The organism is Nocardiopsis sp. iso_186 (assembly GCF_056173365.1).
Map to the genome: position 1 here is coordinate 5,323,664 of NZ_CM149670.1, position 21,579 is coordinate 5,345,242.

Annotated in this window: 18 protein-coding genes and 1 pseudogene; 6 read left to right on the forward strand and 13 right to left on the reverse strand. The window is 69.0% G+C overall.

Annotated elements, in window-relative coordinates:
• Positions 1 to 2 precede the first annotated feature (2 nt).
• The 5 genes from AC0VYP_RS23235 to AC0VYP_RS23255 all read left to right on the forward strand — a co-directional run bounded on the left by AC0VYP_RS23235 (position 3) and on the right by AC0VYP_RS23255 (position 4,788).
• Positions 3 to 413 (forward strand): acyl carrier protein, encoded by a 411-nt coding sequence (locus tag AC0VYP_RS23235; RefSeq protein WP_475474347.1) that lies wholly within the window; start codon positions 3 to 5, stop codon positions 411 to 413.
• A gap of 381 nt (positions 414 to 794) precedes the next feature.
• A complete protein-coding gene (locus tag AC0VYP_RS23240; protein ID WP_475471825.1) occupies positions 795 to 2,513 on the forward strand; it encodes an alkyl sulfatase dimerization domain-containing protein in 1,719 nt (572 codons plus the stop codon).
• 125 nt (positions 2,514 to 2,638) lie between these two features.
• Positions 2,639 to 3,865: a helix-turn-helix domain-containing protein gene (locus tag AC0VYP_RS23245; protein ID WP_475471826.1), complete on the forward strand. Its 1,227-nt coding sequence runs from the start codon at positions 2,639 to 2,641 to the stop codon at positions 3,863 to 3,865.
• Positions 3,866 to 3,921: 56 nt separating this feature from the next.
• Positions 3,922 to 4,158 carry a hypothetical protein gene (locus AC0VYP_RS23250; protein ID WP_285758184.1) on the forward strand — a complete coding sequence of 79 codons (237 nt, stop codon included), beginning with the start codon at positions 3,922 to 3,924 and terminating at the stop codon, positions 4,156 to 4,158.
• A gap of 411 nt (positions 4,159 to 4,569) precedes the next feature.
• A complete protein-coding gene (locus AC0VYP_RS23255) occupies positions 4,570 to 4,788 on the forward strand; it encodes a hypothetical protein (RefSeq protein ID WP_285758182.1) in 219 nt (72 codons plus the stop codon).
• 88 nt (positions 4,789 to 4,876) lie between these two features.
• Here the strand turns inward: AC0VYP_RS23255 and AC0VYP_RS23260 are convergent, their stop codons facing one another.
• The 11 genes from AC0VYP_RS23260 to AC0VYP_RS23310 all read right to left on the reverse strand — a co-directional run bounded on the left by AC0VYP_RS23260 (position 4,877) and on the right by AC0VYP_RS23310 (position 19,363).
• The gene (locus AC0VYP_RS23260) at positions 4,877 to 5,815 is read right to left on the reverse strand and encodes an aldehyde dehydrogenase family protein (RefSeq protein WP_285758181.1); all 939 of its coding nucleotides are present in this window, start codon (positions 5,813 to 5,815) and stop codon (positions 4,877 to 4,879) included.
• Positions 5,808 to 7,247 (reverse strand): aldehyde dehydrogenase family protein, encoded by a 1,440-nt coding sequence (locus AC0VYP_RS23265; RefSeq protein WP_475471828.1) that lies wholly within the window; start codon positions 7,245 to 7,247, stop codon positions 5,808 to 5,810. Before AC0VYP_RS23265 ends, AC0VYP_RS23260 begins: the two co-directional genes overlap by 8 nt.
• Positions 7,248 to 7,258: 11 nt before the next feature.
• Complete coding sequence (deoC, locus tag AC0VYP_RS23270; RefSeq protein ID WP_285758179.1) at positions 7,259 to 8,203, reverse strand: deoxyribose-phosphate aldolase; 945 nt, start codon at positions 8,201 to 8,203, stop codon at positions 7,259 to 7,261.
• Entirely contained in the window at positions 8,196 to 9,194 is a 999-nt protein-coding gene (locus tag AC0VYP_RS23275; protein WP_285758178.1) for an ABC transporter permease, read from the reverse strand. The genes deoC and AC0VYP_RS23275 overlap by 8 nt, the downstream gene beginning before the upstream one ends.
• On the reverse strand, positions 9,191 to 10,693 hold the full coding sequence (locus tag AC0VYP_RS23280; protein WP_475471829.1) for a sugar ABC transporter ATP-binding protein: 1,503 nt from the start codon (positions 10,691 to 10,693) through the stop codon (positions 9,191 to 9,193). Before AC0VYP_RS23280 ends, AC0VYP_RS23275 begins: the two co-directional genes overlap by 4 nt.
• A complete protein-coding gene (locus tag AC0VYP_RS23285; protein ID WP_475471831.1) occupies positions 10,690 to 11,655 on the reverse strand; it encodes a sugar-binding transcriptional regulator in 966 nt (321 codons plus the stop codon). The genes AC0VYP_RS23280 and AC0VYP_RS23285 overlap by 4 nt, the downstream gene beginning before the upstream one ends.
• Complete coding sequence (locus AC0VYP_RS23290; RefSeq protein ID WP_475471832.1) at positions 11,652 to 13,163, reverse strand: FGGY-family carbohydrate kinase; 1,512 nt, start codon at positions 13,161 to 13,163, stop codon at positions 11,652 to 11,654. The genes AC0VYP_RS23285 and AC0VYP_RS23290 overlap by 4 nt, the downstream gene beginning before the upstream one ends.
• Before the next feature lies 1 nt (position 13,164).
• Positions 13,165 to 14,220, reverse strand: coding sequence for a galactitol-1-phosphate 5-dehydrogenase (locus AC0VYP_RS23295; RefSeq protein ID WP_475471834.1), 1,056 nt, complete (start codon positions 14,218 to 14,220; stop codon positions 13,165 to 13,167).
• A 77-nt stretch (positions 14,221 to 14,297) separates the two neighbouring features.
• Entirely contained in the window at positions 14,298 to 15,293 is a 996-nt protein-coding gene (locus tag AC0VYP_RS23300; protein WP_475471836.1) for a substrate-binding domain-containing protein, read from the reverse strand.
• Positions 15,294 to 15,528: 235 nt separating this feature from the next.
• Positions 15,529 to 18,705 (reverse strand): AfsR/SARP family transcriptional regulator, encoded by a 3,177-nt coding sequence (locus AC0VYP_RS23305; RefSeq protein WP_475471837.1) that lies wholly within the window; start codon positions 18,703 to 18,705, stop codon positions 15,529 to 15,531.
• Between the two features lie 259 nt (positions 18,706 to 18,964).
• A complete protein-coding gene (locus AC0VYP_RS23310; RefSeq protein ID WP_475471838.1) occupies positions 18,965 to 19,363 on the reverse strand; it encodes a spore-associated protein A in 399 nt (132 codons plus the stop codon).
• A 237-nt stretch (positions 19,364 to 19,600) separates the two neighbouring features.
• Here AC0VYP_RS23310 and AC0VYP_RS23315 point away from each other — a divergent pair, with 237 nt between their 5' ends.
• Positions 19,601 to 19,861 carry a GlsB/YeaQ/YmgE family stress response membrane protein gene (locus tag AC0VYP_RS23315; protein WP_285758166.1) on the forward strand — a complete coding sequence of 87 codons (261 nt, stop codon included), beginning with the start codon at positions 19,601 to 19,603 and terminating at the stop codon, positions 19,859 to 19,861.
• A 303-nt stretch (positions 19,862 to 20,164) separates the two neighbouring features.
• Here the strand turns inward: AC0VYP_RS23315 and AC0VYP_RS23320 are convergent, their stop codons facing one another.
• Positions 20,165 to 20,536, reverse strand: coding sequence for an RICIN domain-containing protein (locus tag AC0VYP_RS23320; RefSeq protein WP_285758753.1), 372 nt, complete (start codon positions 20,534 to 20,536; stop codon positions 20,165 to 20,167).
• A 54-nt stretch (positions 20,537 to 20,590) separates the two neighbouring features.
• Positions 20,591 to 21,472, reverse strand: a pseudogene (locus AC0VYP_RS23325) (glycoside hydrolase family 16 protein); the annotation flags it as partial.
• Positions 21,473 to 21,579: the final 107 nt, after the last annotated feature.

Sequence of the window (21,579 nt, forward strand, 5' to 3'; positions counted from 1 at the left end):
GAATGCTCTACACCACCGGGCACACACCTGTTCAGTGGCCGCAACCGTTCGCAGCGCCGGTTCGACTGCCGGTGACCTGGGACCGCGGACGGCATCACGACAGTGTTGCGATACCTGGACTGGATGACGTCCTGGCCGAGGACAACCCTGACCAGGAAGCGGTGATCACCGCGCTGACTCGGCTGGTGGCCCAGGTCCTCGGTGCCGAGCCCGACCAGATCGACCCCGAGCGGTCCCTGATCGAGCTGGGCCTGACCTCAGTGGCGGTCATCGGTCTGCGCGACGCGATCCGCGCAGCGCACCCGGGGCTGGCCGGCTTCGGCGTAGGGGCTCTGCTGGACCCGGGCACCAGTCTGGCCTCGGTTGCCAAGCTGGTCAGCGAATACAGCAGTACCGTGGCGGTCTCCGGCTGAGGATTACCGACGATGACTGCACCGACGGTCCCGCTCCCCCTCACAGGGCGCGGGACCGTCGTCATTGTGCAGGACGGGCCTGCTGCGCCACCAGCATCACGATCGCAGCCGACCGTCGGACGTGGGATTGCGGACCGGACGCATCGATGGGGCCGTCCCCGGGTTCGTCGTTCCGAGGCCCGGCCTTCGCCCGAAGATAAGGGATATGCACATCCCTGGTTCACGCAGTGCCGAAAATTCTCGGCCTTTGTTCAGCGGTCTTTGCTGTGGCGTTACGACCGTTTGTGGTGGCGTTGGGCAATCGGTGGCAACGATGGATGGTCACGGGTTTTCCAGTGGCCCGCACCGACCGCACCCGGCGATGCTGAGGAGAAAGTACGCGTGTCCTATCCCCTCTCCTACCCCTACGGTTCCGGGGCCCAGCCGGTCGGCCGCGAGGCCCACCGAGATCTTGAGCCCCTGCACGCCATCCGGGTGGAGGACACTCCGGCGTGGCTACTGCACACCGTGGAAGGCCGGATGTTGCGCTGCGTGGTTTTGGAGGGCCGCAACGGCGTCGTCCTCTACGGCACCGGCGACGGTTACCAGCAGGGCCAGGCGATCGCCCGATGCATCACCGACCAGATAGCCAAGCCGGTACGGGCCATCGTCTACGGCGAGAACCGTGTCAACCACTGCTCCGGAACCAGCGCGGTGCTGTCACAGCTTCGTGCCACCGGCGTACCGGTCCTGGCCGCTCCGCGCTGGCACGATACCGACAGTGCCCGCAGCCAGGCCCTTGCCTCGGTGATCGCGGTACGCCGGGCCCTGCAATACGGCCCCCTGCTGCGGGAGGCCCTGGAAGGACGCTCCCCCTTGCGTCGGGCGCTGGGAGGCGCCTATCCCGGTGCACCGGTGGAACCGACCACGACCGTGCACACGGCCCAGGAAAAACGCTATGCCGGGCTGCGCATGCGATTCGTCGCCACCAGCGACCGGGGGGACTCCGTCGGCGTCTATCTTCCCGACCACCGACTGGCCCTCGTTCCCAACGAGGTCTACTCGAGCCCGTCGAACCTCATCGGTGTCGAGGGCCCGCACTCGCGGATCAGCAACGAATGGCAGGCCATGATCTCGTCGGTGGGCGACCTCGACGTCGCCCACCTGGTCGGTACCCGTTTCACCCCGCCCCTGCACGGCGCCGATCGCGTGCGCGCCGCCCTGGAGCTCTACCGTGACGGCATCCAGTACGTCCACGACCAGTCGATACGCCACATGCAGGCCGGCGCAGACCCCGAAGGTCTCCTGGAATTGGTGGACATCCCCGACCACATGGATTTCAGTGCGTTCGGACGGCCTCTCTACGGGAACTTCGTACGGGCCACGACACACCACTACACGACCTATCTCGGGTGGTTCTCCGGGCGGGCGGCGGAACTGACGCCCCTGCCGCGCACCGTGCGCGCCGGTCGCCTGGCCCAGCTCATCGGAGGCGACCGCCTTGTGGAGGAGGCGCGCGCGGCACTTCAGAACGGTGAGACGCAGTGGTCGGCGGAGCTGGCCCAATTGGCGTTGGACGCCTCCCCCCGTAGTCCGGGTGCGCGCCGTGCCCTGGAGAGCGCTCTGCGCACCCTGGGCCATGCCGCCCCGAACCCGCTCATGCGCAACTACTACTACTCCGCCGCGATGGAGGTGTCCGGGGACATCGACCTGGAAGCGGTGCGCGATCTGATCGAGCGCCCGGAGTGGATGACGGCGCACGCCATCCTGGAGACCCTGCGGTTCCGTATCCTTCCCGAGGTCGCCGCAGAACTGGACGTCACCATCGGGGTGGACCTGTCCGACACCGGTGAGCACTATGCACTGCGACTGCACAACCTGGTGTTGCGGGTCCTGCCCGATTTTCCCGACGCGGTCAACGCCCGTATCACCTTGGCCAAACAGCATCTGGGGGAACTCGTCTACGGGGAGGAGGACCTCGAAACCCTCGTGGTGTGGGGGGCTGTCCAGATCGACGGCGAGGTCGCCCATGTACGACGGTTCTGGGGGGCCATCGGGCCCCGCCCTGCTCTGACCTACCAGCGTCCGGTCGGCCGGCTGCCCGGCACCGCCCTCCCGTAGGAGGGCCCCAGCCCTCGCCCAAGGATTCGGACAGTCCACCAAGGACCGAGGAGATAATTCCCTGACGTGCGATAACACCCTTTGCCTATTCTTGGGACAGCCATATCCGAGGAAGGCAGAACCTGATGTCCCACGAGCATCCGGAGCCGTTGACGTTCGGCCGGCGACTGAAGATTCAACGGACTCGACGCGGTATGACCCGGGAGGTTCTGGCCGGGCTGGTCGGTAAATCACCCTCATGGGTGAAGGCCGTGGAATCGGGCCGGCTGGGAACCCCGAAGCTGTCGATCCTGTTGTGCCTGGCCGAGAACCTGCGTATGCGCGACCTGTCCGAGTTGACCGGCCAGGAGTCCGTGCCCACCCGGCTGTTCACCGGCCCGGGCCACGAACTGCTGCCGACGGTACGACGGGCCGTGGACTCGGTCGTGATCCCCACGGAACGCCCCGCGCCGTCGGTGCGGCACCTGCGCGCACGTCTGGACTCGGCGTGGGTCGCGCGGCACTGTGCCCCCAACCACCGCAGGGTGCTCGGCGGGCTGCTCCCCGATCTGATCGCCGATGCCCAGTTGGCGGCCAGGCAAGCCGAGTCGGGACGGGTCCGGCGTGCCGCGCAGGCCGTACTCGCCGAGGTCTACGCGCTCTCGCAGTTCTTCATCGCCTACCAGCCCCCCGCCGATCTGTTGTGGCGCGTGGCCGAGCGCGGCCTTGTGGCGGCGCAGGACTCCGGCGACCTGCATGTCATCGGCATCTCGGCGTGGCTGATGGCCCAGGCGCACCGGGACGCGGGCGACTGGGACGCGGCGGACCTCGTGACGGAGCAGACGGTGCACGCGCTCTCGCCCTGTCTCGCCGACGGTACCGACGCGGAGCGGGCGGTCAACGGCGCGCTGCTGTTCGAAGCCGGGTACACGGCGGCGAGGCGAGGCGAGTCAGGGACTGCCTGGGGGTACTGGGACGCTGCGAACGCGGTGGCCCAGCGCCTTCCTTCCGCGTACTACCACCCGGTGACCTCGTTCTCCCGCGCGATCATGGGGGCCCATGCCGTCACCATTGCCGTGGAGCTGCGGGCCGCCGGCGAATCGGTGCGGCAGGCGAACGCGGCGACCGCGTACATTCCTTCGCGGCCACGCCGCGCCCGCCACCAGATCGAGACCGCCCGGGCGCACCATCTCGCCGGCGACACGGTGTCGGCGCTGGCCACCCTGGAGAACGCGCACTTCGCCGCGCCGGAGACGATCCGCTACAACGGCTATGCCCGCAGCATTCTCCTGGAGGAGATGGAGGCGCACCGGGGCGAACTGCGCCAACGGGCCGCGGACCTCGCAGTGAAAGTCGGCGCGATCTCTACGTAGCGAAAAAGATACAGACTGTATCCATTCCCTCAACCAACGCCACTTAGAGTCACCATATGACCACGAAGAGGAAGCAGGAAGGCGGCGAGGATGAACTCGCGCGCCTCAACGAGACCTACAACCCGCGGGGCTGGAAGATCTGGCGCACCCATATCAAAGGGACGCCGCGCGGGTGGGTCGCGACCAACATCAGCGCGGGCGAACGCTTCGACCGGACACTGCACGGCGACACCGCGAAAACCTTGGAAGCCCTGTTGGAGAAACCTCCCTACACCCCCTCCCGCATTTTCTGACCACGTCAAGGCCGACAACGGGCCACGGGTTGCGCCGTACACCGCTGTTGCCTGATCAGGACAAGGCGCAGCTCGACGGGGCCGCTGTGCACGAATACCCAGGAAAACACGGATGCGACGCGGATGCCTTCGCGCACCTGTTCACCAACCGACAGCAGCGAGACAACGACAGCCCCCACCGCCGCCCCGGCCGAGGAGTCGCCGGACCGGGCGTTGGCCGGTATCCCGGGACGGCTTCCCCCTTCCCGCCCCTTCCCCGTTTGTCTCGCCCCTAGCGGGACCCTCGCGGCACCGGCGTCCAGGAACCGGACCCGGTGTCGCCCTGTCCGCCTTTGACCAGCATGCCGGGTTGTGTTTGCCCTTGCCAGGACAGCGGCCACTGTGCACACACGGTCCAACCTGAGGAGCACCATGATCAGCAAACTGTCCGAGGCCGGTCTGACGTCCGACATGGCCTACGCCGCGGGATTCGCCTCGATCGGGCTCAGCGCGCTCGCCTGGCTGGTGTCGAAGAAAACGGAGAAGGCGGGAACCGACCGGGCGGACAGATGGGGCCTGTTCGTCGGTGAGTGGGCGCCCACGTTCTTCGCCCTCGGCGTGGCCCTGCGCCTTGAGGAATCCTCGGTGTAGCACCGCCTGCCACCCCATACGGCGCTGGGCCCCGCCGACCGGTCGGCGGGGCCCAGTGTTGGCCAGGGCACCGTGAGCCCCGGGCGCGCTACACCCCGATGGGGTGCCAGACCGTCTTGGTCTCCAGGAACGGCGTGACCCGCGACAGCCCGGGGTCGGCGAACCAGTCCTCTTCGGCCCGGGGGCGCAACACCCGCTTGAGCGTGGCGGCCGCGGCCTCTTCCAGTTCGGCTGCCAGGTCCCCGGCACCGGTGAGGTCGAGGGCGTTGACGTCCGCGTGCCCGGCCAACGGAGGCGCGAGCTCGGCGACGCGCCCGGTCAGGATGTTGACCACTCCGCCCGGAAGGTCGGAGGTGGCCAGCACCTCTCCCAGGGTGACGGCGGCCAGCGGCGCGCGTTCACTCGCCACGACGATCGCGGTGTTGCCTCCGGCGATGATCGGCGCCAGGACCGAGACCAGGCCAAGCAGCGGCCCCTGCGGGGGCGCGACAACCGCGACCACACCGGTGGGCTCGGGAGCGGAGTGGTTGTAGTAGGGCCCCGAGACCGGGTTGGAACCACCCGCGACCTGGGCGATCTTGTCGGTCCACCCCGCGTAGTAGACCCAACGGTCGATAGCCGCCGACACAAGGCGCGCCGCCTCGTCAGCACTCACCCCGTCGGCATCGACCAGGTCGGCCTCGAACTGGGCCCGGCGGCCCTCCAGTACTTCGGCGACCCGGTACAGGATCTGGCCGCGGTTGTAGGCGGTACGCGCCGACCAGCCGCCGAACGCCTTGCGCGCGGCCAGTACCGCGTCGCGGGCGTCCTTGCGGGAGGCCAGCGCGGCGTTGGCCAGGTGCGCGCCGTCGCTTGAGGTCACGGAGTAGCTCCTGCCCGATTCCGAGCGCGGGAACGCGCCGCCGACGTAGAGCTTGTAGGTCTTGAGCACAGCGAGGCGCGCGGGGACGGCAGAGGACGTATCCCGCTGTGGAGCCGCCTCGGTCGTGCCGGTGTCCTTCTTCCGGTGCTTCTTGGACTCAGCCATTGAGGTAGCCCTCCAGTCCGTGGCGGCCGCCCTCGCGACCGTAGCCGGACTCCTTGTAGCCGCCGAACGGGCTGGCGGGGTCGAACTTGTTGAACGTGTTGGACCAGACGACTCCGGCACGCAACCGGTTGGCGGTCCACAGCATCCGGGACCCCTTCTCGGTCCAGACCCCGGCCGAGAGGCCGTAGGGGGTGTTGTTGGCCTTCTCCACCGCCTCTTCGGGGGTGCGGAAGGTCAGCACGGAAAGCACTGGGCCGAAGATCTCCTCGCGGGCGACCCGGTTGGCCTGGGTGGCCCCGGTGAACAGGGTCGGCGCGAACCAGAAACCGCGGTCGGGCAGCGGGCAGGCCGGGGACCAGCGTTCGACGCCCTCGTCGTCTCCCGCCCTGGCCAATTCCTGGATGCGGGCGAGTTGGGCCGCGGAGTTGATCGCGCCGATGTCGGTGTTCTTGTCCAGGGGGTCGCCCAGGCGCAACCGGGAGATCCTGGCCTTGAGCCGCTCCAGGAATTCTTCGGCGATCGACTCCTGGAGCAGCAGCCGGGAACCCGCGCAGCAGACGTGGCCCTGGTTGAAGAAGATGCCGGTGACGACACCCTCGACGGCTTGGTCCACGGCCGCGTCGTCATAGACGATGTTGGCGCCCTTGCCACCCAGCTCCAGGGTGACCCGCTTGTCGGTTCCGGCGACCGTGCGCGCGATTTCGCGGCCCACCTCGGTGGAACCGGTGAACGCGACCTTGTCGGTTCCGGGGTGCGCCACCAGCGCACGGCCGGTCTCACCGGCACCGGTCACGATGTTGACCACGCCCGGGGGCAGACCGGCCTCCTGGCAGATCTCGGCGAAGACCAGGGCCGTCAGCGGGGTGGTCTCGGCCGGCTTGAGGACGACGGTGTTGCCGCCGGCCAGTGCCGGAGCGATCTTCCAGGCCAGCATGAGCAGCGGGAAGTTCCACGGGATGACCTGGGCGGCCACGCCCAGCGGACGCGGGTCGGGCCCGAACCCGGCGTGGGCGAGCTTGTCGGCCCAACCCGCGTAGTAGAAGAAGTGCGCGGCGACCAGCGGGATGTTGACGTCGCGGGTCTCCTTGATCGGCTTGCCGTTGTCCAGGGACTCCAGGACCGCGAGCTCGCGGGCCCGTTCCTGGATGATGCGGCTGATGCGGAACAGGTACTTGCCGCGCTCGGCGGGAGCCATCGGCCCCCACACCCGTTCGAAGGCCCTGCGGGCCGCGGCCACGGCGCGGTCCACGTCGGCGTCGGAGGCCACCGAGACCTGGGCCAGCTCCTCCTCGTCGGCGGGGTTGACACTGGTGATGCGCTGCTCGGTGGGCTCGGTGAAGGCACCGTCGATGAACAGGCCGTACTCGGGCCGGATCGACACGACGGCGCGCGACTCGGGCGCGGGCGCGTACTCGAAGATCTTGTCTGACATGTCCGGCGCCCCTAGTCCAGCGTGTAGTAGTCGGGACCGGAGTAGGTCCCGGTCGTCAGCTTGGTCCGCTGCATCAGGAGGTCGTTGAGCAGGCTGGACGCCCCCAGGCGGAACCACGCCGGGTCGAGCCAGTCGCTGCCGGCGGTCTCGTTGACGAGCACCAGGTTCTTGATCGCGTCCTTGGTGGTACGGATACCGCCCGCAGGCTTGACCCCGATCTGACGCCCGGTCGCCGCACGGAAGTCGCGCACGGCCTCCAACATGATGAGCGTGACGGGCAGGGTCGCGGCGGGCGCAACCTTGCCGGTCGAGGTCTTGATGAAGTCGGCTCCGGCGTGCATGGCCAGCCAGGAAGCCCTGCGCACGTTGTCGTAGGTGACGAGCTCGCCGGTCTCCAGGATCACCTTGAGGTGGGCGCTGCCGCACGCTTCCTTGACGGCGACGATCTCGTCGTGGACCTTGACGTAGTCCCCGGAGAGGAACGCCCCTCGGTCGATCACCATGTCGATCTCGCCGGCACCGTCGGCGACGGCACGGCGGGTGTCGATGAGCTTGGCCTCCAGCGGGGCGCGCCCGGATGGGAAGGCGGTGGCCACCGAGGCCACACCCACGCCGCTGCCGGCCAGCGCCTCGACCGCGACGGCGACCAGGTCGGAATAGACGCACACCGCGGCCACACGGGGCACCGACGGGTCCGCGGGGTCGGGGTGCTTGGCCTTGCCCGCCAGCGCCCGGACCTTGCCGGCGGTGTCGGCGCCTTCCAGGGTGGTGAGGTCCACCATGCGGATGGCCAGGTCGATGGCCTCCGCCTTGGCGGTGGTCTTGATGGAACGGGTGGACAGGTCGGCGGCGCGCGCACGCGCGCCCACCTCATCCACTCCGGGCAGTCCGTGCAGGTAGGCCCGCAGTGACGTGTTCGACGCCGTTGTTGCGGACGCCAGTGCTGTGTCAGGCACGAGCACCTCGCTTCTCTATAACCATGTTGAGGATGAGCGCGACCACCAGGATGACCCCGGTGACGACCATCTGGAAAAACGACCCGAGGCCGAGCAGGTTGCACAGGTTGCGCAGTACCGAGAGTAGGAGAACCGCGATGAAGGTACCGAAAACGCCGCCGCGGCCACCGAAGAGGTTGGTGCCGCCGAGCACGACCGCGGCGATCGCGTCGAGTTCCAGGCCGTTGAAGGCGGTGGGCTGGCCGATCGTCAGGCGCGAGGTCAACAGCACACCGGCCAGGGCCGACAGCGCCCCGGAGATGGCGAAGACCGCAGTGATGACAGCACGCACCGGCAGGCCCGACAGCCGCGCGGCCTCCTTGTTGCTGCCCACGGCGTAGACGTACTCGCCGAAGGTCGTTCCCCGCAGCACCAGGGCCGCGATGACGGTGACCGCAACGAAGATGATGCCCACGATCGGGACGTAGCCGAGGAAACCGCCGCCCAGGAGCTGGAACGCCTCGGGAATGTCCCCGCCCGCGGGTTCACCGTTGGTGAGCAGGTAGGTGAGACCGCGGATGGCGGTGAGGCCCGCCAGGGTCGTCATGAACGCCGGCAGCGTGAGGTAGGCCGACAGCCCGCCCATGACCGCGCCGAAGAACGCCCCGATGGCGAGGCTGACGGCGATCGCCAGGACGAAGTTCATGTCCTTGTCGATGAGCAGCGCCACCGTCATTCCGCCGAAGGCAGCCGTACTGCCGACGGAGAGGTCGATACCGGCGGTGAGGATGACCAGGGTCATTCCGATGGCGACGATCCCGGTGAGCGAGGACTGCTGGAGCAGGTTCGCCATGTTGCGCGTGGTGAGGAACTCGGGTGCGAGCAGCGTCGCGACCACGCACAGCGCCAGGAAGACGATGAGCAGGTTGAACTTGACGAAGAGGTCGGAGCCGCGCCGTTTGCGCGTGCCGGGCACGGCTTCGGGGGCGAGTGCCGTGGTGGATGCGGTCATGGCGTCACTCCTGTGATGACGGTGTGCGCGATGGTGGTCTCGGGTGTGGTGCGCGGGTCGAAGTGGGCGACGTTGCGCCCCTCGTGCAGCACCCAGATGGTGTCGGCGTTGGCGGTCAGCTCGTTCAGCTCGCTGCTGGCGAGGAGCACCGCGACTCCGTCGTCGGCGAGCTGGCGGACCTGGCGGTAGAGGTCGGCCTTCGCACCGACGTCGAGGCCGCGGGTGGGTTCGTCCAGGAGCAGGACGCGCACGCCGCCCCTGGTGATCCACTTGGCGAGCACGACCTTCTGCTGGTTGCCGCCCGAAAGTTTGCCGACTGGCTGGTCGGGTGAGGCGAAGCGCACCCCCAGGTCGTCGAGGACGGGCGCGGTACGTGCTTTGCCGATGCGTCGGGGCAGCAGCCACGGCGGCCGGCCAAGGGCGGTGACGGCGGCGTTGCGCGCCACCGACAACCCCAGCATGAGCCCCTGTTCCTTGCGGCTCTCCGGTACCAGTGCCAGTCCGGCGCGCACCGCGGCAGCGGGACTGGCGACGCGCAGCGACGCACCATCCAACCGCACGGTCCTGGCGGCCTTGATGTCACCGAACAACGACTTGAGCAGTGTGGTGCGGCCCGCGCCGCCCAAGCCGGCCAGGCCCACGATCTCGCCGGCGCGCACGTCGATACCGGCGATGTCGATGACGCCGGGGATACGGACGCGCTCCACCTCCAACAGCACCTCCCCCTCGGGGCGGGGCCGCTCGGTGGACTGCACCAGTTCGCGCTCCTGGCCGATCATGGCCGCGACCAACTGCTCGGGACCGGTCCGGGCCACGTCGTAGACGCCCACGGTCCGACCGTCGCGCAGCACAGTGGCGCGGTCGCCGATCTCCATGACCTCGTCCATGCGGTGCGAGATGTAGATGATCGAGCGGCCCTCGGCAACGAGGGAGCGAATCACTTCGAACACCTTGAGCAGGTCGTTCTCACCCAGGGTCGCGGACGGCTCGTCCATGACGATGACGCGCGCGTCGGAGGTCAGGGCCTTGGCGATGGCGGTGAGCTGTTGGGCTGCGATGGGCAGGTCGCGGACGGTCGCGGTGACGGGAAAGTCCCCGCCGACTCTGGTGATGGCCGCTCGCGCCAGCTCCAGCCGCTTCTGCTTGCGGACGATGGGACCTGTCGCGGGAGCGTGTCCCAGGAGCAGGTTCTGGGCGACGCTGAGGTCGGGGACGAGGTCCAGTTCCTGATAGATGACGGCGATGCCCGCAGCAAGCCCCGCCTGCGGGCTGTTGAGCACGACGCGTTGGCCGTCGAGGAGGATCTCGCCCTCGTCGGGCTGGTAGGAGCCGGCGAGGATCTTCATGAGGGTGCTCTTGCCGGCCCCGTTCTCGCCGAGCAGGCAGTGCACCTCCCCCCGTCGCACGGACAGTTCGGCGCCGTCGCTGGCGACGGTGCCGGGGAACCGTTTGACGATGTTGCTCATCGTCAAACGGGGGGTTTCGGCCTCCGTTGTCATCTCGCCTCGTTTGCGTCGTGATCGAGCAGCCAGTTGGCCGTCCGGTCGTCGGTGATGAGGGTGTTGCACAGCCGGCTGGACACGACGGCCGCACAGACCGCGTACTTGGCGGTGCCCGAGGTCACCGCGATGGAGACCGGGGCCGCGCGCAGCGCGTCCAGCGAGAGGCCGAGGGTGCGCCCGTTGAGCTCCGGGTCCACGATCTGTCCGGAGGCGTTGACGAAGCGGCCCACCACGTCGCCGACCGCGCCGCCGGCGGCGAGGAGGTTGACGTCCGCGGCATCGATGTGACCGGAGTCCACCAGGACCGAGTCCGCCCCGATTCCGCCGGGGCTGAACAGCATCACGTCGGAGTCGGCCGCGTGCCCGAGGACGTCGGAAACGGTGCTGTCCCGCTCCAGCACCTGGCGGGTGCTCTCGTGGTTGACGATGGCCGGTACCGGCAGGAGGGTGACCGTGCCCGACGCCTGATGGGCGATCCGGCTGGCCATGTCCTGGGCCGAACTCGGGCGGCGCGAGCGGCTGAGCCCGCCGTTGATCTGCACCACTCCGACCCCTTGGGCCCATCCCGGGGTGAGGTTGCGGGCGATCAGATCCAGGGTCCGCCCCCAGGAGACCCCGAGCAGGCGCGGGGCGGGGCGCAGAGCGGCGAGATAACCGGCGGCCGCCTCGGCGACTCGGACCCGCAGTTCTTCCTCGTCGTGGGAGGAGCGGGCCGACACCACGACGGCGTCGCGCAGGCCGAAGCGGTCGCGCAGCGACTTCTCCAGCCCGCGTACGCGGGCCTGGGGGTGCATGACCTCGATGCGGACGATTCCGGCCTCGCGGGCCTCCACCAGCATGCGCCCCACCTTCCACCGGGTGAAGTGCAGCTGCGTGCCGATCTGCTCCTGGGTCCGGTCGTGCTCGTAGTAGAGCGAGGCGACCTGGTAGAGCAGGCTCTCGTAGTCGGGATCGCTCATCTCGTCCTCCGCTCCGGTGCACTGAGACGGTGGGCGATCTCGCGGGTGGCCGCGGTGGCCGCCCGGTAGTCGGCGTAACCGCGGTCCAACGCGCTCGCGTGGGCGGGGTCGGGTTCCACGACCCGGACGGCCGGGGCGAAGGCCGCGGCAGCCTCTTCGAGGGTGCCCGCCTGCCCTGCTCCGACCGCGGCGATGACCGAGCAGGCACGCAGTGAGAGGTTGTCCCCCGCCACCAGGTTCAACGGGCGCCCGAGCACGTCCGCCGTGGTCTGCAACCACAGGGGGTTGTGACGGATGCCGCCGGAGACGAAGATCTCGTCCACGGGCACCCCGCCCTCGGTGAAGGACTCCACCACCTGGCGGGTTCCGTAGGCGACGCCCTCGACGGCGGCCCGGTAGACCTGTTCAGGGGTGCTGCCCAAGGTCAGGCCGAGGACGGCTCCGCGCAGGCGCGGGTCGCGCAAGGGGGTGCGGTTGCCCATGAAGTAGTCCAGGACCACGAGTCCGTGTTCGCTCGGTGGAAGGTCGGCTGCGGCCTCGATCAGGGCGGGCAGTTCCGCGCGCGGACGCCCCAGCAGTTGTTCGCCGGCCCATTTGAGGACCGACCCGGAAGTGACCTGACCGCCTTCGACCAGCCAGGCCCCCTGATTGAGTGCATCGGGGTAGGGTCCCCAGACGGTCGGGGGGAAGACCGGCTCGGCCATTTCGGTGATGAACGCGCTGGAGGTGCCCGACACGATGGACACCCGGCCGCTGTGCGCACCGCCGACGGCAAGCAACGACAGATGGGCGTCGATACCACCGGAGGAGACGACCGCGCGGCCCCGGATGCCCAACTCCACGCGGGCAGCGGTGGCGAGCTCCCCGACCGCCTCCCCCACCGGGACGACCCGGTCGGGCAACTTGGAGCGCAGGTCGGGCACCCCGAGTTCGGCGTAGAGGTCATCGGGGAAGCCCGCACCGCGCGGATCGTAGTTCCACTTGCAGACGGCGTTCATCTGCGATCCGACCCACTGACCGGTCAAGCGCCACACCAGGTAGTTGACGGCCTCGGTGACACGGGCAGCCGCCCGATACACCTCGGGTTCGTTGCCCGCCAACCACATCGCCTTGGGCACCAGCCACTCCACGGCGTCGGAGCCACCGGCGTAGCGCAGCACCGGGTGGTCCACCCGCGCGGTGCGGGCGGACTCGGCGCTGGCCCGGCTGTCCATCCACAGCAGCGCCGGACGCAACGGACGCCCCTGCGCGTCGAGCACCGCGACCGTGGAGGCGGTGGTGGCGACCGCGAGGCCGGCCACCTCGGGCCCCCCGGCCGAGGCCAGTGCGTCCCGGGTGGCGGCCACGACCGAACGCCACCAGTCCTCAGGGTCCTGCTCGGCCCAGCCGGGATAGGGGAAGTCGGTGGGGTACCCGCTCTCCCCCTGCCCCAGAGGCGTCCCGTCCGCGGCGTAGACGGCAACCCGAGCACTCTCGGTTCCCAGGTCAATGGCCAACAGCGCGCTCACGTCATCCCCCGTTCGGCATGAAGAGCACCTTGGAGCTGAAGATGGAGCGTTCGCCGAGGCTGTGCATCGTGTCCGAGAGCGCGTCGAGCCCCAACTCGTGGGTGATCATGAACTTCCAGTTGAGCTCACCGTCGGCCATCGCGCGGGCAGCGACGCGCCATTCGTCGCCGGGGAAGGGCGCGGAGAAGGAGTTCCAGGCGCCGTGCAGGGTGACCTCGCGGCGCAAGAAGCTGCTGAAGGTGGCTTTGGGCAGCACCACCGGATCGTGCGGAATCCCGATGAACACGGCGTGGCCGTGCCGGGCGACCAGGGAGACAGCCTGCTCCACGGTGGCGGGCACGCCCGCGGACTCGATGATGACGTCATAGCCGAGTCCGGCGATCTCTTTGGCCTGCTCGGGAGTGGTCGCGGTGTGGGTGGCGCCCGCCTCCCGCGCCATCTCGGCCTTCTGCTCGCTGACGTCGATCGACAGGACCTCCGACGCTCCGGCGAGTTTGGCCCATTGGATGGCGAAGAGGCCGATCGGCCCGGCGCCGATGACGGCGACACGGTGACCGGTGCGCAGCTTGGTGCGCCAGATCGCGTGCAAGGCGATGGCCGCGGGGTCGAGCATGGCCGCGGCGCGCGGGTCGAGGTCGGCCGGGACGACCATGAGGTTGCCGGCGGGCACCGTGACGTACTGGGCGTAGGCACCGGCTCGGCGGCTGCCGAAGTAGTCGTAGTCCTCGCAGAGGCTGAAATGGCCCTGGGTGCAGGGAGTGCAGCGACGGCACGGGATCAGCGGCGGGACGGTGACGAGATCACCCTCCTGGACCGTTCCCGCGGCGGCGAGCTCCGTTCCCAACGCCACGACGTGGCCGGAGAACTCGTGGCCGCAGATGAGCGGCAGGTGGTAGGCACCGCCCGGGCGCAGCATGCGGGGGATGTCAGAGCCGCACACCCCGCAGGCGGCGACGCGCACGAGGGCCTCGTCGGGGGCGGGTTCGGGGACGGGCACCTGTTCGACCCGGATGTCGCCGGGTGCGTGGAGAACGGCGGCCTGCATGGTCTCCGACATGGTGTTCTGGGTTCCTTTCCAGGAGATGGACCCCGGCGCCGATGGTCGTTGACGGCGCCGGGGCGGCAGGGCGACGGTTACTTGTCGTCTCCGGCGAGCGCGAAGGTCGTGTCGCCGACGTAGTCGGCGGCGTTGTCGGTGTCGATCAGACCGGTACCGGCGTTGACGTAGTCCTCGACGTCCTCACCGGCCTGGACCTTCAGCACCGTGTCAACGGCCACCTGGCCCAGGGAGATGGGGTCGTTGAGGGCCGTCGCGACGTAGGGGCCACCCGCGTCGATCGCGTCCACGGCTTCCATGAGACCGTTGACCCCGGCGACGATGACGTCGTCGCGCCCGTTCTCGTTGAGGACCTGGAGAGCACCCAGTGCCATGTCGTCGTTGTGGGCGTAAACGGCCTTGACGTCGGAGTTGGTCTGGACGAGGTCCTGCATGGCGGTCACCGCGTTGGAGCGGATGTAGTCGCTGTAGGGGCCCTCGACGATCTCGATCTTGTCGTTGCCCTCGACCGCCTCGTGGAAGCCGGCGCTGCGATCGCGCGCCACGGCACCACCGGCGTCGCCCTGGATCTCGATGATCTTGCCGCCCTCGTCACCGAGCTCGGCGGCGACGCGCTCTCCCACGAGTGCGCCCATGGCCTTGTTGTCGCGGCCGACGTGTGCGGCGGCGCCCTCGGGAACCGGGCGGTCCACGGTGATGACCGGAATGCCGGCGGACTCGGCGGCGGCGATACCGGCTTTGACGCCCTTGGGGTTGACCGGGTTGATCAGCAGGACGTTGACCTGACGAGTGATCAGATCCTGGATGTCGTCGTTCTGCTTGGTGACGTCGTCTCCGGCGTCGGCGAAGTAGAGCTCGGCGCCGGCCTCGTCCGCGGCCTGCTCCGCTCCTTCCCTGAGCTGCACGTAGAAGGGGGACTGCTGAGTGGCCTGGCTGAATCCGATGACGATGGGGCCGTCGGATCCGCCTTCGCCGCCGGCGGAACCGCCGGGTGTGGTGGACAGCGAGCAGGCGGACAGTGCCGCTACTGCCACGGTCGCGGTCGCCATACCAAGGATGCGTGTACGACGCATAGGGGCCTCCAGATGTGATCCTGGCAACGAACCGTAAATCCGGATTTCACCCGTGTGCAACACATGGGGCATTTTTTGCTCTTATGAGCAAAACTGAGCTAACGCCGCGCTGATCTGCGGTTACACAGAACACAGGGCCCTCGATCATGCGGAGGGCCCTGCACGGAAGGGGATTCTCAGTGCTGCGAGCGGTGACCTCGCGCACGGGGAGGGGTGGCCGGTGCCACTGGGCCGGTCACTTCCCCGCTCTTTGGAGCGGGGCCTGGAGCGCGACCCTGCGGACCCGGACCGCACCCGGACCATGGCCGCAGGACTCGTACGCCGTGAGGGCCGCGGCACGCCACGTCCGCGCCTTTCCGAGGTTGCCGAGGCTGTGGTGGGCGTCGGCCAACTGCTCGGCCGCACGCCCGGCCAGGACGGGGTAGCCGTTCCGACTCGCCACCGCATAGGCCCATTCCCCACTCGCGAGCGCGTTGACCGCCTCCACCGGTCCCGCTGCCGGGATGCCGACCGGGGCTTCGACACAATGCCGGTGCATGGCGGCGTCGGAACCGGCCGCCCATACCTCCCGGTGCGACTCCACCGCGTCGTCCACGCGCCCCATGCCGTGGCCGGCGTGCGCCGGAGCGTTGCGGGCGGAGGAACCGACCCAGGGCACATCGGCCCCCCGGGCGAGGTCCGGCGCGGACTCCGCGTGCGCGGCCGCCCGGCCGTAGCGGCCCTCGTCGGCGTGCGCCTGGCTCGACCCGGCCAACGCACGGGGCCGAGCGGACCGCGTACTCAGTAGGCGCAGGTGGCGTAGCGCGTCGTGATAGTCGCGCACCGCACCTTCGGTGTCGCCCATGCATCGACGGATCCACGCCAGTTCCAATAGCACCAGCCCGCTGGGGTCATCGGTGGCGGAGGCATTGTTGAGAGTGTCGGCGCGCGCCAGGTGCGCATGCGCCCGGCCCTGCTCACCCATCCGGCTGTGGCTGGGCCCCGGACTCACGCGCAGGGCGCCCGCCCCCTCCTCGCGTCCGAGCGCGCGCCTGGCCGCACGGACCGCCGCGCCCAGGCCGCCCTGGCACTGGTGGACCGCGGCCAAGGCCGTCAGCGCCTCGACGACCACGTCCGACCGGCCGGCCGCGGCCCCCACCCGACACGCCAGGGTGAGGTGGTGGGCGGCTGTCGAGAGCGGGCCGGCCTCCAGATACGCGAGCCCCAGGCTCAGGTGCATCGCCGCGGCCCCCCGTTTGTCCCCACAGCTCAGAGCGGCGTCGAGGCCGATGAGGCTGATGGAGCGCCACTCCCCGTCGTGCCCGCCCAGACGCAGAAAGGGGACCATGGCCTCGGCGGTACGCCACGCGCGGGCGTGGTAACCGCACTGTGCGGCGCGGGTGACCACAGCGGTGACATTGGCCAGTTCCGCGCGCAGCCACTCAAGGGCCGCCTCGCGTCCGGCGAAGACAGTCGGCCCTGTTCCGGGGGTAGCGCGGCAACCACGGGTGACGAACCTGTTCGCGGCCGTCGCGAGCTCGTGGAAATGGTTGACCAGGCGCAGGAGCACCGCGGTGCGTTCCCGCGCCGTCTCCTCGGCCTCGGCACGCTCCGCGGCGTAGAGCCGCAGCAGGGTGTGGAGGCGGTACCGGCCGGCTCGACACTGCTCGACGAGGTTGTCGTCGAGCAGTGCGCGCAACCCGGCAGCCGCCTTGGCCTGCGGACAGTCCGCTGCTGCCGCCACTGTCCGGGCGCTGAAGGTCGCACCCGGGATCAAGCCGAGGATCCGAAACAGTCGGGCCTGGTCAAGGGGCAGGCGCTGGTAGGACCACGCGAAGGAGGCGGCGACCACGCCTTCGTCCTCGTCGGCTGACAGTTTCGTCAGCGGAGTGACCGTGCGGAGTTCGGCGACGAGCGCCGCGATGTCGGGCCGGGTTCCCGCGGCAGTCGCGGCGAGTCGCAGTGCGAGCGGCAGGTACCCGCAGAGGCGGGCCAGGTCGGCGGTGGCCACTGGTTCGGCGGCCACCGCGTCCGCCCCGAGGAATTGGGTCAACAGTTCGACTGCCCGGTCAGGTGCCAGGCAACCCAGCCGAATCGGTCTCGCCCCGTCCCGAGCGGTCAGACCGGTGAGCCGACGCCGACTGGTGACCAGTACCGTTCCTCCGGTGTGTCCGGGAAGCAGGGGGCGGACCTGCTCCGCGGTGGCGGCGTTGTCCAGGATCAGGCAGATCCTTCGTCCTGCCAGCCGTGACCGGTAGATCCGCGCCAACTCGTCGATGTCGCGGTTCGGGGCGGGGAGGTCTCCGCCCAGGCTGCGCAACAGTGCGTGCAGGGCTTCGGCCGGCTCCAACGGGACATTCCGGGCGCTGAAACCGCGCAGGTCGATGTAGAGCTGGCCGTCGGGGAACCGATCACTCGCCGAATGCGCCCAATGCAAGGCGAGCGCGGTCTTGCCGACTCCGGGCTGACCGGTGGCGACCCAGATCTCCGGTCCTTGTCCGCTATCGGCGTGCGCACCGTGCGCGGCTTTGTCCAGGAGCTCCAGCTCGGCCCGGCGGTCAACGAATCCCCGCACACCGTGCGGCAGCTCCGCCGGAAGCTCCTTCCCGGCCGGCTGGACGTGACCGACCGACGCGACCGGCTCGGTACTGGGGGATTCACGCACGCTGCTCGGCGGTTCGGCTCGCGGCACCGACTCGACCGGCTTGACGAAGCCGTGTCCGCCCCCTTGAAGGTTCTCACCGCGCAGGACTTGCTGTTGCAGGCGTCGAATCGGCTCCCCCGGCTCGATGCCCAGTTCGCCGGTGAGCCGGACACGCAGTTCCGTGTAGACCTCCAGCGCTTCGGCGGTGCGGTCCGCCCGGTGCAGGGCGAGCATGAGTTGCCCGGCGAGCCGCTCCCGATGGGGAAACTCCGCGAGGATCGCGCGCAGTTCGGCGACGATCTCACCCGAGCGGCCCAGGAGCAGTTCGACGTCGTAGAGTTCCTCCACCGCACCCGCTCGAAGCTCCTCCAGCGCGGGACCGGCGATGGCCGACAGAGAGGCTTCGACCCCGCCGAGAGCCGGACCGCTCCACAGCGACAAGGCGCCCCGCAGCTTGGTGACCGCCTCTTCCAAGCGGCCGGCGTCACGGTCGGCGCGGGCCCGGGAGGCCAACAACGCGAACCTGTCCCGGTCAACCTCGCCGGGGCTGGTGACGACGGTGTATCCGGGAGCACAGCGGACGATGGCCGCTTTGCCGATCCTGGAGCGCAGTTCGCACACGTGCACCTGGAGTTGGGCCCGGGCCCGATTAGGGGGACGGCTCCAGATCCTGTCGATGAGCTCGTCGTCGGTGACGATCTGGTTGGGCCGCATCAGCAGGGCCGCCAGCAGGGTACGCCGTTTCGGGCCTCCCACGTTCACCGCGTGTCCCGCGTCGTATGCCTGCACGGCCCCGAGAATCCGATACCGGATCGGTAACCAGTCGTCTGACACTCGCGATTCCCCCATTCAGCCAGGAAAACGGTGACAGTATGCCATTCGGTGACGGAAGGTGACAGGGATTAAGCAAAGGTCGCTTTCCACGCGGTCGATCCCTGTCGCGTCAGCGGCCCCGCCCTCGGACGCACCGCCCCGCTGCCGGACGAATGGCATGGCGGTGCGGTTCGCGTCCGCCCCTGCGACCGCGAACCGCACCGTCGGCAGCGGATCAGCCGCAGTTGGTCCCGTTCATACGGACCGTTGTGCCGGTGATGGTTCCGACCCAGTCAACGCAGGCACCACGCGCCGCCACGTAGACCGGGCCCGCATAGGTGGTGTAGGTGCCCGAGTCCTGCTGCCAGGCCCCATTGGGGCTCACGGCGAGGAAGACGGCCATGGCCACAGCCGAACCAGGACTGTTTCGCACGGTCACCGCGCAGTTGTAGCCGGTGGAACTGTTGTAGGTCAGGAACACGGTCCCCTTGGAACCGATATTGGCCGAGTTCACCACCACATATCCGGAACCGCACGCATTGTTGTAAGTCGCCGCGGCGGCCGGCCCGACCGTTGCGACCGTCGCCGACATCGCCGCGCCCGCCACCAACACCGCGGCAGCCAGCTTCCTCATCACCCTCATACGCATCCGATCCGCCCCGGAGCCGCCCTGCGCGACACACGAGCGCAAGCGTCACAGAGTGCGCTTTGCAACCGCTTGGCTTTCGCTTTTCGACACCTTTCCCCTTGAAAGCGAATCACCCATACGTCATGTGAAGGCAACAAAATTACCTTAATTACATAAAGTGCGCATTCCGGTTCACATTACGGGCAAGGGTTTTTCGACGGACTGTGACCCAGGAGGTACAGCATGGAAATCGGCGGTTTGATCAGCGCACTGATCATCGGATTGATTGTCGGTGCTCTCGGCAGACTCATCGTTCCCGGCAGGCAGGACATTCCTATTTGGCTGACGCTCGTCATCGGCGTCGTCGCGGCTCTGATCGGCACCGCGATCATGGCGAGCCTGACCGCCTCGTTCTGGCTGACCCTGATCGTTCAGGTGGTCCTGGCAGCGGCCGGCGTCTACCTCGTCACGATGCTGCGCGGTGGTCGGCATAGCCACGCCTGACGCACCGACGGCAAGCCCATCCGTCCCCAACCACGAAGGACCCGCGCCCCGGGCGCGGGTCCTTCGTCGCTGACGCCTCTCCCCCGGAGCGTCTTCCCACGTCCGGCTCCAAGCCAGCCCCCACCCCTCCCCCTCCCGCCGACGCGCCCCACAGCGGTCCACCCCGCGCGCACCGATGGCGAGCGGTATGCGCGCGATGTCGCGGGGGCGGCGGGCGGCAGCCGTCCCCGACCGCGCCACGTCCGACCGGAACAACAAGAAGGGGTCTCGGCACGCGCCGAGACCCCTTCACTGTTTCCCGTGTCAGGCGGGAACGTTCCACTTCTGGTTGGCGCCGCTGTGGCAGGGCCAGATCACGAGCCGGGTGCCGTCCGCGCCGCTTCCGCCCTGGGCGTCCAGGCACTTACCGGAATTGGGGTTGCGCAACTGGCCCGCACTGGTGCGTTCCCACTTCTGTGCGGGGACTCCAGCGCAGTCCCACAGCTGGACCGGTGTGCTGTCCGCGGTTCTGCCACCGGTGACGTCCATGCACCTGCCGTAGGCCCGGATGGTGCCGTCGGTGGCCATGGTCCAGTTCTGCGCCTGGTTGTTGTTGCAGTGGGCGATCTGGAGGGGCGTCCCGTTGGCGTTGACGGCGCCGGCGACGTCCAGGCACATGCCGTTGATGCCGGTGATCCTGCCGCTGGCGCCGCTGCCGCCGCCACCGTTGTTACCGCCGCTGCCGGCTCCGTTGTCGTAGACGCGGACGTAGTTGACGCGCATCTGCTGGGGGAACTGGGTGGAGCCGTCGGGGTAGCCCGGCCACTCGCCGCCGACCGCGACGTTGAGGATCATGAAGAAGGGGTGGTCGTAGACCCACTTGTTGCCGCCCACGTTGGCGGGGGTGAAGGTCTGGTAGGCGACGTCGTTGACGAACCAGGTGATCTTGTTGGGGCTCCAGTCCACCGCGAAGGTGTGGAAGTCATCGGCGAACGACCAGCCCTGGGGGTGCTGGTAGTGGCCGGTGATGCCGCCTCCACCGGAGTATCCGGGGCCGTGGATGCTGCCGTGGACCCGGTGGGGCTCCCTGCCGATGTTCTCCATGATGTCGATCTCGCCGGAGTGGGGCCACTGCGTCTCGGGGAAGTTGTCGCCCAGCATCCAGAACGCCGGCCAGATCCCCTGTCCGCGCGGGATCTGGATCCGCGCCTCGAACCGGCCGTAGGCGCGCTCGAACTTGTCCTTGGTCACCATCCGGGCGGAGGTGTAGGAGCCGTTGCTCTCCCGCTTGGCGGTGATGACCAGGTTGCCGTTGCCGTCCAGCGCGGAGTTCCCCCGGCTGGTGGTGTAGTTCTGCAGCTCCTGGTTGCCCCACCCGTGGGCGCCGGTCTCATGGGTCCACTTGCTGGGATCGGGTGCGCTGCCGGCCGCGCCGTTGAACTCGTCGCTCCACACGAGGTCGCCGGGAGCTGCCATGAGTTCGGAACCAGCGGTGAGCTGGGCCTCGGGGCCGTTGACGGCCTCAGGCGTCAGCGTGTTGACTGCCACGAGGCTCGCGGCCGCAAGCGCGGTGATCGCGAGTGCCGCCGGGAGGAAACGGCGCACGGGACCGCGCGAACTTCTTCGACTCATTTGGATTCTTCCGATCTGAACCGCCGCGGACCCGCGCGTGGTCGCCGACCACAACGGGGTGACACGGATCTGGACGGTTCACGTGGATCAGCGTGTCCGGAGTCGGG

Coding starts and splice junctions, on each gene's coding strand:
- AC0VYP_RS23265 (WP_475471828.1), bottom strand. CDS start 7,247: ATGTCAGACAAGATCTTCGAGTACGCGCCCGCGCCCGAGTCGCGCGCC.
- AC0VYP_RS23255 (WP_285758182.1), top strand. CDS start 4,570: ATGATCAGCAAACTGTCCGAGGCCGGTCTGACGTCCGACATGGCCTAC.
- AC0VYP_RS23295 (WP_475471834.1), bottom strand. CDS start 14,220: ATGTCGGAGACCATGCAGGCCGCCGTTCTCCACGCACCCGGCGACATC.
- AC0VYP_RS23315 (WP_285758166.1), top strand. CDS start 19,601: ATGGAAATCGGCGGTTTGATCAGCGCACTGATCATCGGATTGATTGTC.
- AC0VYP_RS23260 (WP_285758181.1), bottom strand. CDS start 5,815: ATGGCTGAGTCCAAGAAGCACCGGAAGAAGGACACCGGCACGACCGAG.
- AC0VYP_RS23310 (WP_475471838.1), bottom strand. CDS start 19,363: ATGAGGAAGCTGGCTGCCGCGGTGTTGGTGGCGGGCGCGGCGATGTCG.
- AC0VYP_RS23275 (WP_285758178.1), bottom strand. CDS start 9,194: ATGACCGCATCCACCACGGCACTCGCCCCCGAAGCCGTGCCCGGCACG.
- AC0VYP_RS23245 (WP_475471826.1), top strand. CDS start 2,639: ATGTCCCACGAGCATCCGGAGCCGTTGACGTTCGGCCGGCGACTGAAG.
- AC0VYP_RS23300 (WP_475471836.1), bottom strand. CDS start 15,293: ATGCGTCGTACACGCATCCTTGGTATGGCGACCGCGACCGTGGCAGTA.
- AC0VYP_RS23280 (WP_475471829.1), bottom strand. CDS start 10,693: ATGACAACGGAGGCCGAAACCCCCCGTTTGACGATGAGCAACATCGTC.
- AC0VYP_RS23285 (WP_475471831.1), bottom strand. CDS start 11,655: ATGAGCGATCCCGACTACGAGAGCCTGCTCTACCAGGTCGCCTCGCTC.
- AC0VYP_RS23250 (WP_285758184.1), top strand. CDS start 3,922: ATGACCACGAAGAGGAAGCAGGAAGGCGGCGAGGATGAACTCGCGCGC.
- AC0VYP_RS23235 (WP_475474347.1), top strand. CDS start 3: ATGCTCTACACCACCGGGCACACACCTGTTCAGTGGCCGCAACCGTTC.